The sequence below is a fragment of the Vibrio sp. Vb0598 genome (assembly GCF_033338935.1).
Lineage (GTDB): Bacteria > Pseudomonadota > Gammaproteobacteria > Enterobacterales > Vibrionaceae > Vibrio > Vibrio alginolyticus.
Genome location: NZ_JAWOTP010000033.1, coordinates 1 through 15,108, shown reverse-complemented (window position 1 = coordinate 15,108; position 15,108 = coordinate 1). Strand labels below are relative to the sequence as shown.

Genomic DNA, 15,108 nt, shown 5'->3' with positions numbered 1-15,108 from the left:
CCAAAACGGATTGTAGTGTTTAGCAAGGCATCATTATCTTAATGTCCGAGGAAACTTGTAATTACTTCCCCCTAGAAGGGAATGAAAAACCCTTACCATTGAAGACAATAAAAACAGGACAAGAAATGAACTTCTCTGATTGGAAAATTACCGAAAAACACAAAGGCAGTCTGTTTATCTCTGATGGTATTTTAGATGATGACTTATGGCAAAAAAGTCAGCTTAAGGTTCTATTCTTGATGAAAGAAGCCTATGAGTCATCAAGTGAAGTAAAAGAAGATTGGGCTTTAAATGACTACCTGAATAAACCATTATCCGTGCTTGGAAAGCCAATGTGGTGGACGATGGCTCAATGGTTGGACGGCTTAGATCACTTAGTTCGCAATGGCACAGTCAAACCATTTAACGAAAATTATAAACAAGACGCTAACCTAGACGTTCTCTTCCAGAGCTGTGCAATCATCAACATTAAAAAGAGTGCGGGAAAAAGCTCTTCAAATAATGAAGATCTAACTAGCTACGTTGAATCTGACTGGACGTGGATTTGGCAACAAATTAAACGAGTCAATCCTGACATTATTATTTGTGGCCATACTTTCCCTTTGATCGAGAACAAGTTAAAACAACAAGGGTTAACTAAAGAAGGCGAGTGGCTATATCAGTCGGAAGGTTTCTACTTCGTTGACTTTTGGCACCCTTCGAATCAATGGCCATATAAAATAAAGTACTACTCTCTGTTAACCGCATTGGAACAATCAAAAGCCCAATGGCAGCCTAAAACTTCCGACTCTCTGTTAGTGACATCATCACAATAATAAGATTGAAAGGAGTTTGGCCTTAATTACCATACTCCTTTAATTACAATTACTTCTAGCTAATCTCTGATTAGCTAGAAACAAGCACTTCTTTGAAATCCAAGCCAGTCAAATTTAGTTCTTTGACTCTATCGTACAATCCACCTTTTTTGTCCGTGCAAAACGTTCTGAGTCCCGCACCTTTTACTCTGAATAAGCCAGCTTCATTAATGGCTTCTCTATTCAAAACGAGTTTCTTAAACGGCCTAGTACGACTCGGTTTCCCATTGCGAAGGTTATACTCGGTAGCAGAGCTATCAATAGCATCGATTTGAGTAATAATATTTAATGCTCGCCAAGGCTGTCCTTTTAGACTCAATGGCAAGAATTCGACATTCTCGCTTAACGCACCAAGCTTATCAGCAATGGCAGCTGGCACAGCGAAAGTAACCGCTCCCCAAGCAGCAACATCAGGCCTAGGTAATGTGTTTTCACCTTCAACATCTAACCATTCAATATCAATACTTCTCCAACTGTCTTTAACAGATTCTCCATACAGCTGGATAGGTTCGTTTGTGGTTACTTGAAGGGACATTTCCAATGCAGATTCTTGCAAGATTGCAAAATCATTCGCATTGGGGGTGACAATAAACACTTTGTTAAATGCTGTCATAACCATCCTTAAACAGATTGAATCGCTTCTCTCAATGGGAACTCTCCCGCTTCAAGATCCTCGCCTACCTCTCTCAATGTATCAATAATACCTGGGCGTCCCAGACCTTCTGCAATAGTATCTTCCAAAAGGAACTCTACATTCAGGTAGTATTGATGAGTATGGGTAACAGAGTGTGCCTTAGCACTTGGCATCGCCTTATGGGGGATATGCTTTTTAAATCTAGGTAAGTAAACCCCATTCGCTTCATGATCAATATCGATACCAAACGCCGCCAATCGAAGGCGAGATTTTGCAGCTCTTGGGTGATCCCACGCCACAATATGATGAGCGGCAGTGTTAGCTGGTTTATTACGCCTTGCCGCCATCATATTCGCAGCAAGGTTTCGACTATGGTTTTTATGGTGTTGCCACCGTATATGTTTGGCTAGTTGCAAGTCGTCTTCAGATATTAATCCCCTCTGAAAACGAACAGCATCAATCACTTCGCCACGATATCTGATCGAAAAAAGCTTGGCTTGAGCCTTGGCTACTGCTTTATCACCAGTTAAAACTTCAAAGTCATTTTCTAACTCATCAATCGTAACATAATGTACATCTTCTTCGCGTTTTTGCATCATTCGTCCTGACATGCAATATGAATCGAGTAGCATTATTGTATATCAATGAAATTGAGCAAAAAAAGTGCAAGTGTTGAGTTTCAGGTAACGCTCTCAATTTTTTAAGTCTGAACCTTCCAACAGTTTACGTATTGATACCTAAGAAGAAGGGTTACTCAATACCTTATAAACCGTCGTTCGACTACACCCTAGCTCTTTACTGATGGCATGCTTGTTTATTCCCTGCGCAGCAAGTTCTTGTATGCGCTTGTGCAATGTTTTATTAGGAAATCGGCCAAGATGCCGCCCCTCTTCTTTTGCGCGCTCCCTACCCTCGTTACAGCGCTGTAAAATACGTTTTCTTTCCATTTCTGCGAAGGCGGAAATGGTGGTATAAATAACACGACCTACATCACTATTGATGTCTAAATCACCGAGATCATGGAACACCAATCCTGCGCCTTTTTCTGACAGCTGATCGGCAACTTGCAATGCATCGATAGTATTTCGGGCAATCCGATCCACTTTGGTTACATGTACGACATCCCCTTCCCTAGCGAAATCAATTAATCTCGCCAAAGCTTCACGCTCCGTCGATTTTCCACTGGCTTTTTCTTGGAAAATCTTCTCACAGCCAATTTTTTTAAGCTGGGAGATCTGAACATCAAGATTTTGGTCATCAGTACTGACTCGTGCATAACCAAGGTTCATATTTGCATCCAAAGTGAACATTAAGAGGTAATTTAAATAGTGTACATGTACACTAAATATTTATAAGACTAAATGTACAAATTTGTGATGCAGTCTCGTAACTGTCCACAAAGGTACACCTTTATGGACACTATTGAGTTTGTTCATATTTATCGAAACAGTTAGGATTGAAGGAAAGAGGCTATTATGAAATCTATAAATGCTAATGAAGCAACGTCAAAATTTAAATCACTACTAGAAACTGTTCAAAATGAACCTATAGAGATAAAAAGATATGGAAAACCGATTGCAATAATGCTCTCCATGAAAGAGTACCAAAACCTTCAAGCTGAAAAAATAAAGCTAGAGATGGAGTCTTTAAAGCTAAGGCTAGAGTTAGCAGACACTAAACAATAACTTTTGCTTTTAAGTTTTTCCGTTTCACATAATCCCTTAATGTGCTTGGCGCTTCATCGATCAATTTTGCAGTAGGTCTAATACCTAACCCCATTCCCAAATAACGTTCTATTTGCTCTCGCTTCGGGTCCAGCTTGAGTTTTTCCGCCTCACCTTTAGGACGACCTAAAATGATACCGGCTTTTTTCCTAGCCGCTAATGCTTCTTTAGTCCGCATAGAAATAAACTCTCGTTCTATTTCTGCCGCAAGTCCGAGAACCGTTGCTGTGATTTTTGCTTGCATGGATCCATCTAGTTGCATGTTCTGTTTAGCAATGTATACATCAATACCTTTTGCCATGCAGACTTCAAGAACTTCTAATACTTGAAGTGTTGAGCGAGCTATACGACTCACTTCTGAAAAAATGAGTTTATCTCCGGCTCCCATTCCTTCTATAAGCTGACCGAGCTTACGTTGATGCCACTTTTTTTTGCCTGTAATAACATCTTCAACAAAACATAAGTTAGCTAACCCAACCTTATTACAGTACTCATAGATACCATGCTTTTGGTTTGCCACATCTTGACTATCGCTTGAAACACGTAGATATGCATAATTAGACATACCACCTCCTTTTCTCACGTTATAGCAAGGGATGAGAACTAAATTGGTTGTTCTTACCTAAAATGTGACTGGATAAAAATTTATTAAGAAGAAAAATGAAATTGATCGTTGTCGTGGGTAACTGTGTAAATCTTTGATTTTCCAGTTATCCACACAAACTATAAAGATCTATATTTAACTATATTATTCTATGTTAAGTATAAATCTATAAAACCTATAGTCTTCGCAACGTATTGATTTATATGGGTTTAATCATGTTTTATGATCATCTTTTAGGTGTTGGGATAACAAGATTTAGGTGATTATGATCTAATTTTAGGTGTTGATGATCATTTTTTAGGTTCATTGGTGACATCTTTTAGGTGTTATTGATCGCATCTCAGGTTTACTAATGACACATTTTAGGTGTTTACTTCTGAATGCTGACATATTTTAGTTTAAACAAGGCGTTATTCTTTGCTATGACATGTATTCTTATGAGTTCCCCTTTCTAGAGTTTGAATCTATATGAGCCTTATCACCAAAACACCTAAATTGTGTCTTGAATCACTCTTTGTTGCCTAAAATATGTCATTAATGAGATCGAAATACCTAGAAAATGTCTTCTATTCGAAATTAGTAATCTGGGCTATTACTTAGTTCTGAAAGTGTCTCTATTTTCTCAATCAAAGATTCTAGCTCGTTGTCATCTTCATGGTTTTGTTCGTCTTGAGTTAAGTGCCGCCTTGAGAGACTTTCCTCGACTTTCAATGCATGACTTTCTTTACCGACGTAACGGTAAGCGATAGCTAATGACTCCAGTTCGGATTCGGTGAGGCGAACCTGGTTTTGAAGCCTTTTTAGCTCTAGATCCTTAATGGTTTTCATTGCTTCATGTTGGTTTAGCTCATCTATTGTGCCTAACTTTATCCAACGGAAAAGAAACTTTATTCCGGTAATTGTTCGTCCTTTTTTAACAACCTCAAAGCCTTTATCCCCTTGACTACTTTCTAAAAATAGAAGCTCTTTGCTGATCTGAGGATGCTCGGAAAGCTCTTTGATACTTTCACGAATACAACGCTTCATAAACACACTGTTGTTTTTAAAAGAGCTTTTATCTTTCTTTAACTTACCAGCTTCATCCAGAAGGCCAAAGATTCCTTTGAGCTCACTTAACTTTTGTGTGTGCATCTCAAAGCCTTTATCTTTAAAGCGGCTAAGTAGTTCGTATAAGCGTTTGGAATATTCTTTTTTAACGTCAAAGAAATTGCGAGTGTTAATGAGAGCAAAACCTTGATTATATTCAATATACTCTGATTTCAGCATATCGTTAGGAACCATAGTAAGCACACCGTTTTTATAAGCGATGTGCTTAAATAGCGGCCGATAATCAAACTCTATATCACCTTTAGATGTGTCGACTTTGATGCCTATTTTTCTACTGGCTAAGCGGTTTGCTACTGGGCTTAAGTTACTGCCAATATGTTTAGACTCGACACCTAACCATTCTGATAGTTGATGCGAAGTGAATTCGTAATGAGGGGTTTTTTGTTCCCAGTCCGCCGCTTTCATATGTGCGATCATTAAAGCGAACATATCTGCTTCTCTTGCCGATAAATCTTGTCGACTGAAAACCAGCTGATGACCCTTCTTTATGTGCTTTGGTAAGTTATCGCTTACGACTGGATAAAAATACTCTTCATCACTCATTTCACACTATGTCCATAGATAACAATATTTAGGTAATTATGACATGTTTTAGGTAATGGAGGAATTACCTAGCCTAAATAATGTCATTTAATGCTATGTAATTGATATGATCATCATGTCCAAAGATCTCTGACTTGATCGGATCCTATACCCTACTCTTTTTGCGCACTAACCCTCTCGTTATAACTTCATGCTCCTTTTAACTGTGGGAGAGGCATAAAAACAAAAGAGTGTATGGAGATTCTTACCGTCTCTGTCGTTGCGGATAAATACGCCAGCGACGTGAAATAAATGGGAGGTCATCAAGCTTGTTTGATGAAAGCAATGGGTAAGTGACAACGTGATGTCGTCTACGGGGGACGTGATTGGACAATGGTGTGGTATGAACGATCGATAAACAGGTTCTATGGTGATATGCCTGTCTGTAAGGTTGGTTAAGTCGGTACACAAACCAGTATAGGAAACGGAAGAGAGTAACGCCTCTACCTGCAGCGGTGTGGCGAGCCGTGTGACTAGGCCCAGCCCTAACTAATCTGTCACAGTAAATCGCACCTGATAAATCATCACGAAGAAAAACCAATAATCTGTGCTTTTTATGATGGAAAGTGAGGTTGATGCTAACGCTATAGTTTGGCATCACCCAGCCCCGTCATAGACCCCTTATGCGCGAAAAATACGGTCGTTAATTTCGATCACTTCATCAATTATCGATCATTGATATTCATCATCAGATTGTTTACCCCTTTCCTTCGGTTTGAAACTTGCGGAGCTGCGCGAATTTAACCCATGTTCCTCGTCCACTTCGCTTTTTCTTCACGCTGCTTTTTAACTGCATCAATAAACAACGCAATTACATTTTTATTTTGAGTTGTTCGCAGGAAACTAGGCCTCGCTTTTTTTGTTGTTCTTCGCTTGTATGCTGTAGCGGTTAGGAAAGAAGAGCATGCGATTTTTAAAACTTAGAACCGATCATAAACGTCAGCGAAAAGATGGGACCCGTTATGTAACCCCTTTGATCGTAGACTCCCCTCGCCGCTTTGCACCAAGTCGAGATAGGAAAGAAACGAGTTTACGCCGAACTCAGTGCCAACTTATTACCGGAGCTCATGACTCTGGTAAAAGCCGTTGGCTTACACGGTTGCGCGATAGCCGACATGAAATTTGGGGAAAGAAACCACAACCGGTTTTGCTTGAAGGGCTAATGCCATTATCTAGCTGGGTTGAGGTTAAAGGGATTGAAAAATGGTATGCAAGTAGCCAAGAAGAAGGTACTTATTTTACTCCTTGGAGCAAACTTAATCTCCAATTGAAAGCGGACTTATTGGCAGATTACCTAGTTGATACTCAATCTTTGCTTTTCATTGATGATGCTCATAAGTTGACAGGTCGCAAAGCTCAAATTGCACGAAAATGTTTACTGTCTGCCAAGGTTTGGTTGATGGCGTGTAGTGAAGAAGGTCGCCTTCCCCCGTCAATTCGTCCCATCGTCGAAAGACGCGAACCACAGCGCATCAATTTAGAGAGTGATGTCAGTTATGACACTACAAAAGCTTTAATTTGGTTCATGGTTGCTTTATGCGTTGTTGCGGGCGCGTGGGAAGCTGGAGCTGTGATTGGCGGCTTACAAATGCTTGGTAGCGGACGGAGGTCTACGCGTGCCGATTAAGTATGGCCTTTTAGTGCTGTGTTTCCTGTTCTGCTCCGTGGCTTACGCCAATGATTGGGGGATTTCTACACCCTGGGATGAACCAACAGCGCAGCCACCGGAGATTAAGCCTTTCGAATTGCCGACATTGAAAGGCGATGCTCCTCATTACAATACCTCCACTCCTGCTCTTAAGCCTGCGCCTAAGATTGACCCAGATGCTATCTTTCAGACCGTACTCAACTGTTATCCAGAGAAGAGTAAATTCAAACTCGACTTAAACCTTGTCGCTGGAATGAGGACGAACTTAGATGAATACAACAGTGATGATTGGCCTGAAATTTCAGAACACTATGTCGGGATTGTTGGAAAAATGCCGCTCTACTCTACGACGGAGCAATCTCGAGAGCGGCAATGGGAGTACCAGCGTAGAACGGCCACAGCGACGTCGGTTGCTTCCTTCACGCAAGCTCTCGCTGATAGAAACTACGCTTACCGCTTGATGGGTCTCTACCTATCACTTGAAGCACGTTCACAGCAGCGGGTTGCCCAAGGTGTGGCGAACGTGAACGAACAAGTGGCACTACTTGAAAAAGTCGCGAGCTCACATCGAGACGTTTTAGCTCATGAAGCTAAAATCGTCGAGCATCGACTGGCACTAGTTGCATTGTGTGAGAGTTCCTACAGCGACAGTGTAAATCAGTATTTGCAAAAGCTTGCCTACCTCCCACCTCATTCTAAACCGAGGGTTACTCAATGAAGTGGCTGAATCATGGGCTTATTGCTGGGTCGATTTGTGCCGTTATCTCTCCCCCTCATGTACCTGTTTGTGTGTTAGGTGCCACGGCACCTGATTGGCTTGAATATGTTGCTAAGGTCGTCGGTCGGCATATAAAACATCGAGGTCCTACCCATGTTTTTACCCATTGGCTCGTTGTGGCACTCGTTTTTACTTTTATATGGGACTATCAAGGGATTGGCATGGCGTTCGCTTGGGGGGGCGTAAGTCATATTTTAACTGACGCAATGACGGTATCTGGAGTGCCATTTTCGCCATACAGTGACAGGCGGTTTCATTTATTCGGTGGGCGGTTTAGAACCGGTGACCCTGTGGAATACGCAATCTCTGCTGGCGTAGTGATAGTTTGTATCGCTTTTTCACATATCACTGGAGGGCAGGGGTTTGCACCATTTTTTTACGACTGGGCAGGGATGTATGAGAGTGGATTAATTGATGCGTTAGAGTGGAAAACTAACCGATTTAGATTCATTTAAATTAAACAATGTTTGTCATTATTCAGGCTGAATAATGACAAATCAAAGCGGAGTAATTAGGGAGTAACTCATGTTAAATAGAGCTTACCAACGGGGGTTTACACTTATAGAACTCATCATCACGATTAGTGTATTAGGGGCGTTATTGCTTTTTGCTGCGCCAAACTTTTCTCAAATAATGAAAAGCTCTCGAATCAATACGGTTAAAGATGAACTTGCAGGGTTACTTATCATGGCTAAAAGTGAAGCTGTTTTTAGAAATATGCCCGTATATATTCATTTGCGAGAGCTATCTAACATAGACCCAACAGAGCGTTGCTTGGTTTTGTCCCTGTCCGACACTATCAGTGACTGTACCACTAACGCCATGTTGGTGTTAAAAGGACGAGTATTTGATGAGGTCGTCTTAGAGCAATCCTATCCACAAAACGTTATTAAGCTAGATGCTGTACGAGGGTTACCTGAATTAATTCACTCGACGTTAGATAGCGATAGCTACAGTGAGATTATGAAAATTTCAGTTGAGCCTGATAAGAAAGTTGCGTTGAAAATGCATCTAGTAGGAAGGACATACTTTTGTAGCACAGTAGGGGAGCAGTATGGATTGAAAGAGTGTTAAGTTACTCTTTATAAATTTTAATTTTAAAAACGTCATTGAAAAATGACGTTTTACATGAATAAATCTATTTTTATTAGTGTTTTATAAAGGAAAGTAGAGCATTAGATTCCGTATAGATATCTTGTATAAGTTTCAGTTTTTTATCCAAACTTCCACTAGATTTCAGGCTCTCTTTAAAGTCTAGCTCAAGCTTATCAATACTATTGATCATAGATGATAATACTTGGAGACTTTCTAAATCTTTGCCATCAGGTAGCTTTTTTAGAATAATAGTCATAGCCTGAGATTTTATTGATCTAGAGTGCTCCAGAAGCTCAACTTGTAAAGGGTAATACTCATTACTCATTGTTACTCTCTTCCATTAAAACCTTTTGTATTGCCTCATCGAGCTTTTCCTGTATTCCTTTTGAAAGCCGCCCGAACTCATACGAGAAATTTCTCCCTTTAACGCGTTTACGTGCAAACATGCCTTTGCTATCGAATTGGACGAGGGGAGTGACTTCCGCTTTGTCTGTCCCTTTCTTCGCTTCTGCGACTTTTAGCTCATTTTTGATCGCTGCAACAATTGCGTCTTTTTGGTCTTCCAGCGAATATTCAGCCTGAATATTGACAAGGCTTTTTTCGATCTTCTTTACGAAGTCTGTAAGTTGTTTTTTGTCTTCGCAGGTCTTCATCACCTTATCGAGTAGGGCATAATCTGGGTGTGAAAGGGCATTTACAACCGGAAATAGTTTAACCAGCTTCTCGTCAATACTGGCTGCTTTCATCGCTTTACTTACACCGGCTTGGCTAAGCCCAACTTGTTTTGCAATCTCAGCCTGAGTTATCTCTTCGTTGGCCGATTTGATGGCGATGCATTGTTGTCCAATTTCACGCAGATTATGTTCTTTGGCAGTTTGTAGCTGCTTGGCCAACGCCTTAGCATCACTGACAGAGATTTCATTCTGAGTAATAAGGATACGGAATGTTTTAACTCGACCTCCTTGAAGTAAGAACCAAGCTCGACGGCGAGAGCCATCTAATACATCAATCTTGCCATCGATTTGTCGACCTACAGCAGGGTAGAACTGTTGAAATTCAAGGGAGTTCAAATCAGATAGAGATTCTGCCGTAAGAAGCGATTGATCGCGTCCGTTCACATCAAAGGTAACAAACGTCTCATCACGAACTTGTTCGTATGACAGGGTCACTTCATTGAAGGTCGCGCTATTCCCCGACGCTAACTGCCAAACCACGCTCTGACCGACAGACTCAATTCCAAACTGTTCTCGCAAAAACTCAGCTGCATTAGTGCCGGCTCTATCCAGCTCAGCCGTGAGCTGTTGCGTTAATGTGGTCAGGTTCGCTTTTGCTGCTGACTGTTGAGCCTCAACTGCGCCTGGTGTATTACCTAGTGGACTACCACCACGTTTTTTTGCCATTATGCTTGCTCCTGTTCGCGCCAAACACTCAAAATATCCCGTTGAATTTGGCTAATTACTTCATAACCATTTTGCTGCGCCGTTTGGAAAGTTGATTTGCTTTTCGGGTATTCGCTTTTTGACATATCGAAAACGGTGGCAAGTAAAGAAGATGCTTGCCTAATAGCTTCGCTATGCTTGAATTCTTTAGAATATAAGTAAGGCGCAAAATGTTCATAAAGGCTATTCATCAACTCGGTAGTCGTTGAGCTATCACGATGGTTCGTCAGCAATATCTTCATAAAATCATAGCCTTGATGATTCGCATTGGCTAACAACGCCCAAACTTGTGGGATATAGCTAAAGTATGAGCACGTTGCATCGATGTCGTTTTCGGTAATTGATAATGGGAAAACAACACTTGTTGCTGCAAAGTACGCATTGTAAGTCGCGTAACCTAAAGAAGGCGGCGTATCAATGATGATGATGTCGAATTCATCTTTTACTGCATCGATGATGTCGGCCAAAATAGAGTAGGGGGATGGTAGCTTATGTGTGAATACTTGTTCATGAAACCACCCTTCAATTGCTCTGTCACTTTGCGAAGCAGGAAGAATACGTAAGTTGGGGATGGTGGTTTCTAAGAACGCTTCAGATACCGCTTGCTCGAACGTTTCATCCTCGTCTAAGTCAAAGTTACGCATAATGAGATCGCCCACAGAAAGGTTGCCTTCCTGGTCAGCTTCTGGCGCGTAATACATAGACAGAGTCGCCTGGCCATCCATATCGATTAACCCTACTCGATATTCTTGGTGAAACTCCGTCGCTAAGCCCGATGCTACAGTTGCGGCAGATACTGTCTTACCAACACCACCTTTTTGGTTTTGGATTACGATAACTTGCGTTGACTGCTTTTCACCACGCTGGAATTTCGGCTCTTTACGTAAGGTTTCCGGTAATAAGTCTCTTACGCGATACATTTCTTCTATATCAATCGACCATTGAGAATCCTCATGGCGACGAGGGTCGATACCTGCAGAAGTAACATATCGATCAAGAGTTTTAGCATCAATAGCTAAATAGGTGGAAGCTTCTGCTCGAGTGAAATTGCGCAGCTCTTTACGATGATTAGCGAGTAACCGTAAGTTTCGACGCTTGATATAAGCATCAGCCCCTTGTTTAAGCGATTGAAAGCTTTGGGTGGTCTGTTGAGTATCCATTTCTGCCTCCATGTAGGAATTAGAAATAGTATATCCCTTAATTTATAAGGTGTGTAATGAAAAGTAATGGAATGTCGAAAATTTGAGAGGGTGGTAGGGAATAACTTAATTTTGGTCAATTGCTGAGGTGTTTGATTAATGTACGATGAAATATCAAATGAAAAGTCCTATGAGGTTTGACATGTCTAGAGCGATTCGAGAACTTAAAAAGTCCCAAGAAGTACGTAGGGCTACAGCTGAAGAGATTGCTATAAGGGAACGAGATGCCTTGGCTAAGCACCCCGATTTAGCCGCGCAAAAACAAGGCCGAGGTTCTGGAAGCTTTAGAGAAGGGGGAATTCATGACTCTGGGAGGAGCTACTTTAGTAAACGATAATAAGGTAGAGCACCCTCACACGATGAGAAATACTTACGGGGCTACTCTTTTTGAATTGCAATAAGTTGAGTATTATATAAGCAGCAAGATAAAGCCACAATGCCAATAATTTCCAAGCAAGTTAATTTGAAGGCTACCTTAAACATAAGGTTAATCAACTCAATTTAAATTCATACCGTACAGGGTACTCTGCTTTGGCGCTGTCAAAAAAATACTATAGAGAATTCAAATGAACGAATTTACCCAAGCAAGGCTCGAGCTAATTCATTACTTAAGAACACAGCTTATTGGACCTGTAGGAGGGGAGCAAGAGAGGTTAAAAGATGCTCCTCATAAACGTTACCTTATAGGGACTCTCTTTCCTGCTGCTGCTTGTATCGATGATACAAATGACGACAAAGATGATGATTCAACTACCGAAGCTCTCGCCAATGATTTTAAACCATCATCAATGGCTATATCTTTCGCTATCCAAGCAAATACATCGTTGCGGCTGAATATTACAGCAGGCTCTTATACCAAAGGGAAAATGCTTGAGTGGCAACGCTCTGAACTATCTCATGAAGAAGATCTACAAAAAGTAGTATCTCGAAAGAGTGAAATACTTGATGGACGCGCACGTCTAGATATTACGGTAAGACCTATAACCTCAGGAAAGGTTGTAACCATCGCAATGTCAAACAATGCAAGCTCAGGTGAGCGGTTAGATCCTGAAAAATGTTTATACCAGTGCGGTATCAAGGTCTCTGTTTTAGAGGGTAATATCAGAGAGTACCCAAGTAGTGAACGATTCAAACTCGATGATGAGCAGCAGGAACTGAACTTAGCTTATAGAAAACGGGTTCCTTGGGCTGTTGGGCATGGTGTTGCTGTTGATTGGTCTTTTGATGGGGAAGCAAGCCCAACCCAATTATACACTGAGGCGATGCCTACTCATGAAGTGAAAGACTTTAGTACAGAAATAGATCAGAGTAAGTACCCAAACCTCAGCAGTAACATTCTTAGCATAACGAGAATAGCGGATGTTGATGCGGCAACTGATCAACAACTACTTTCTGGATATCAAGAACTTATTTTTGCCTACCGAGCGTGGATTAATGAGCTTGATAACGAAGTTTTAGATGGTAGATATCTTGCAGCGAAAGAGCGCATTATCCAGAGATTGAAAAGTGCAGCTCAAAGAATGGAGGATGGAATTAAAGGACTACAAAACTCTTCATTAGCAATGGAATCCTTCCGTATCGCTAACAAGGCTATGCTGATGCAAATGCTACATTCTGGGAAAAAGTATGCCGGAGAAGCTAAGTCAAAGGACTTTGAGTATGTAAGCCCGGATTACTTTGCTGATGATGTTGTTGAGAACTTCAAATGGCGCCCATTCCAGTTAGCCTTTCAATTGCTCGTTTTAGAATCTCTTATTCCGAACAAAGATACTGGTGATTTGCCTAAATCTCATGAAGAAGTAGATCTTCTGTGGTTCCCTACTGGTGGTGGTAAAACCGAAGCCTACCTAGCCGTTGCTGCATGGGAAATGATATACCGTCGCTTGACTAAAGGGAAACGTGGCGCAGGCACTGCAGTTATTAAACGCTACACATTACGCTTGCTAACATCTCAACAGTTTCAAAGAGCTGGAAGCTTAATCTGCGCTTTAGAAAAATTACGCGAAAATGATTCTCGATTAGGCCAAGAGCAGTTTTCTCTTGGCCTATGGGCAGGTATGGATAGCACACCTAATAGTTATAAAGATGCTCATAACAAGTTTGTGATCACTCGCGACGACCCTGAACCAGAGAATAGTTTCCAATTACAAAATTGCCCTTGGTGCGGTACTGAAATAATACCGAAGGTTTATACCTCTGAGCATCTTTCATATGGTATTCGCTCAAATCCTGATAACAAGTTTGAATTTTTCTGCCCAAATGAAGGGTGTGATTTTCATCACCACTTACCTATACAAGTTGTGGACGAGGCCTTATATGCTTCTCCACCTAGTCTTCTAATAGGAACGGTTGACAAATTTGCTCGCCTAACTTGGAAGGCTGAAGCTGCGGCTTTCTTCGGAGATAAAAAAGTACTACCTCCAAGCCTTATAATTCAAGACGAATTACATCTAATTTCTGGTCCTTTAGGCACCATTGCTGGTATTTATGAAGCTGGTTTTGATTCTATCATTGAGGTCCTTGGCCAGAAGCCTAAGGTAATAGCTGCAACTGCGACGATTCGTGCGGCAGAGCAGCAAAGTGTACGTTTATTTGGCAGAAGAGTTAACGTGTTTCCTCCATCAGGGACAGACCAAGCCGACTCTTTCTTTTCAAAAGAAGAACTTGATAAACCAGGCCGAATGTATGTTGGTGTAATGCCCAGCGGGCATACAGGGCAAACTTCACTTGTTCAAACAAGTGCTGCCGCTCTTTTAGCTCCTTTTGAGCTAGGGTTTGAGTATGAACTACTAGATAGTTACTGGACCCTGCCGATTTATCACAATAGCCGCAGAGAACTAGGTAAAACTATGACCCTAGGACGCGACGATATTCCAGAACGTATCAAAGTCATTTCCAATAATATGCATGATACTCGTAAGATTGAAAGCGTCGAGGAACTTAGCGCAGGTGTCAAAGGCTCCAAAATACCGGAAGTACTAACGAAACTAAGTAAGTCTTTTCCTGATGCTGTCGATATATTACCGTGTACGAATATGATTTCTGTCGGTGTGGATATTGAACGCCTTGGTATGATGGTGATTGCTGGACAGCCGAAAGCTACTGCTGAATATATACAGGCTTCAAGCCGTGTAGGACGAAGTAAAAAACGTCCTCCTGGCATTGTGATCACTCAATACTCTCCGACTAAGCCACGAGATCGCTCACACTACGAAACTTTCAAAAGCTATCATCAAGCCCTATATCGTTACGTTGAACCTACTAGTATTACCCCTTGGGCTAAACCAGCACTTGAACGGGCTCTGCATGCTGCTCTAATTTCAGTCGTCAGAGTTACGGGTTACCTAAGAAAAAATGAAAACGCGAGGCACCTAGATGTGTCCCATTCTGACTTCAAAACACTCTTGGCGGTATTTAAAAAGCGTATCGTAAAGGCTATGGACG

General features: G+C 41.3%; 15 protein-coding genes. 7 read left to right on the top strand and 8 right to left on the bottom strand.

Annotation, left to right across the window (positions count from 1 at the left end; all coding sequences use genetic code 11):
• Positions 1-125: 125 nt before the first annotated feature.
• A complete protein-coding gene (locus R7Q38_RS21875) occupies positions 126-815 on the top strand; it encodes a hypothetical protein (RefSeq protein WP_222712691.1) in 690 nt (229 codons plus the stop codon).
• A 70-nt stretch (positions 816-885) separates the two neighbouring features.
• Here R7Q38_RS21875 and R7Q38_RS21870 read toward each other — a convergent pair whose 3' ends face one another.
• The 3 genes from R7Q38_RS21870 to R7Q38_RS21860 form a co-directional block, all read right to left on the bottom strand.
• Entirely contained in the window at positions 886-1,467 is a 582-nt protein-coding gene (locus R7Q38_RS21870; protein WP_029843393.1) for an imm11 family protein, read from the bottom strand.
• An 8-nt stretch (positions 1,468-1,475) separates the two neighbouring features.
• Positions 1,476-2,084 (bottom strand): AHH domain-containing protein, encoded by a 609-nt coding sequence (locus R7Q38_RS21865; protein ID WP_029843392.1) that lies wholly within the window; start codon positions 2,082-2,084, stop codon positions 1,476-1,478.
• A gap of 141 nt (positions 2,085-2,225) precedes the next feature.
• Positions 2,226-2,777 (bottom strand): recombinase family protein, encoded by a 552-nt coding sequence (locus R7Q38_RS21860; protein ID WP_140257795.1) that lies wholly within the window; start codon positions 2,775-2,777, stop codon positions 2,226-2,228.
• A gap of 186 nt (positions 2,778-2,963) precedes the next feature.
• Between R7Q38_RS21860 and R7Q38_RS21855 the strand changes: the two genes are divergently transcribed.
• On the top strand, positions 2,964-3,173 hold the full coding sequence (locus R7Q38_RS21855; RefSeq protein ID WP_239939096.1) for a type II toxin-antitoxin system Phd/YefM family antitoxin: 210 nt from the start codon (positions 2,964-2,966) through the stop codon (positions 3,171-3,173).
• Here R7Q38_RS21855 and R7Q38_RS21850 read toward each other — a convergent pair.
• On the bottom strand, positions 3,163-3,777 hold the full coding sequence (locus R7Q38_RS21850) for a recombinase family protein (protein ID WP_029843386.1): 615 nt from the start codon (positions 3,775-3,777) through the stop codon (positions 3,163-3,165). The genes R7Q38_RS21855 and R7Q38_RS21850 overlap by 11 nt on opposite strands.
• A gap of 615 nt (positions 3,778-4,392) precedes the next feature.
• The gene (locus R7Q38_RS21845; protein WP_239939095.1) at positions 4,393-5,466 is read right to left on the bottom strand and encodes a replication initiation protein; all 1,074 of its coding nucleotides are present in this window, start codon (positions 5,464-5,466) and stop codon (positions 4,393-4,395) included.
• Between the two features lie 943 nt (positions 5,467-6,409).
• On the opposite strand from R7Q38_RS21845, the gene R7Q38_RS21840 reads away from it, so the two are divergent.
• The 4 genes from R7Q38_RS21840 (at position 6,410) to R7Q38_RS21825 (ending at position 9,005) form a co-directional block, all read left to right on the top strand.
• Complete coding sequence (locus tag R7Q38_RS21840) at positions 6,410-7,132, top strand: hypothetical protein (RefSeq protein ID WP_029843382.1); 723 nt, start codon at positions 6,410-6,412, stop codon at positions 7,130-7,132.
• Positions 7,122-7,871 carry a hypothetical protein gene (locus tag R7Q38_RS21835; RefSeq protein ID WP_100088509.1) on the top strand — a complete coding sequence of 250 codons (750 nt, stop codon included), beginning with the start codon at positions 7,122-7,124 and terminating at the stop codon, positions 7,869-7,871. The genes R7Q38_RS21840 and R7Q38_RS21835 overlap by 11 nt, the downstream gene beginning before the upstream one ends.
• Complete coding sequence (locus tag R7Q38_RS21830) at positions 7,868-8,386, top strand: metal-dependent hydrolase (RefSeq protein ID WP_203478737.1); 519 nt, start codon at positions 7,868-7,870, stop codon at positions 8,384-8,386. The genes R7Q38_RS21835 and R7Q38_RS21830 overlap by 4 nt, the downstream gene beginning before the upstream one ends.
• A 70-nt stretch (positions 8,387-8,456) precedes the next feature.
• The gene (locus R7Q38_RS21825) at positions 8,457-9,005 is read left to right on the top strand and encodes a Tfp pilus assembly protein FimT/FimU (RefSeq protein ID WP_083152714.1); all 549 of its coding nucleotides are present in this window, start codon (positions 8,457-8,459) and stop codon (positions 9,003-9,005) included.
• Positions 9,006-9,078: 73 nt separating this feature from the next.
• Here the strand turns inward: R7Q38_RS21825 and R7Q38_RS21820 are convergent, their stop codons facing one another.
• From R7Q38_RS21820 to R7Q38_RS21810, 3 genes are read right to left on the bottom strand one after another with little or no spacing between them, the layout of a single operon-like run.
• Entirely contained in the window at positions 9,079-9,351 is a 273-nt protein-coding gene (locus R7Q38_RS21820; protein WP_100088500.1) for a hypothetical protein, read from the bottom strand.
• The gene (locus R7Q38_RS21815; RefSeq protein ID WP_239939106.1) at positions 9,344-10,426 is read right to left on the bottom strand and encodes a ParB family protein; all 1,083 of its coding nucleotides are present in this window, start codon (positions 10,424-10,426) and stop codon (positions 9,344-9,346) included. The genes R7Q38_RS21820 and R7Q38_RS21815 overlap by 8 nt, the downstream gene beginning before the upstream one ends.
• On the bottom strand, positions 10,426-11,625 hold the full coding sequence (locus R7Q38_RS21810; protein ID WP_017449270.1) for a ParA family protein: 1,200 nt from the start codon (positions 11,623-11,625) through the stop codon (positions 10,426-10,428). The genes R7Q38_RS21815 and R7Q38_RS21810 overlap by 1 nt, the downstream gene beginning before the upstream one ends.
• Positions 11,626-12,230: 605 nt before the next feature.
• On the opposite strand from R7Q38_RS21810, the gene R7Q38_RS21805 reads away from it, so the two are divergent.
• The coding region (locus R7Q38_RS21805; RefSeq protein ID WP_318114351.1) for a helicase-related protein at positions 12,231-15,108 on the top strand (2,878 nt) is incomplete at its 3' end.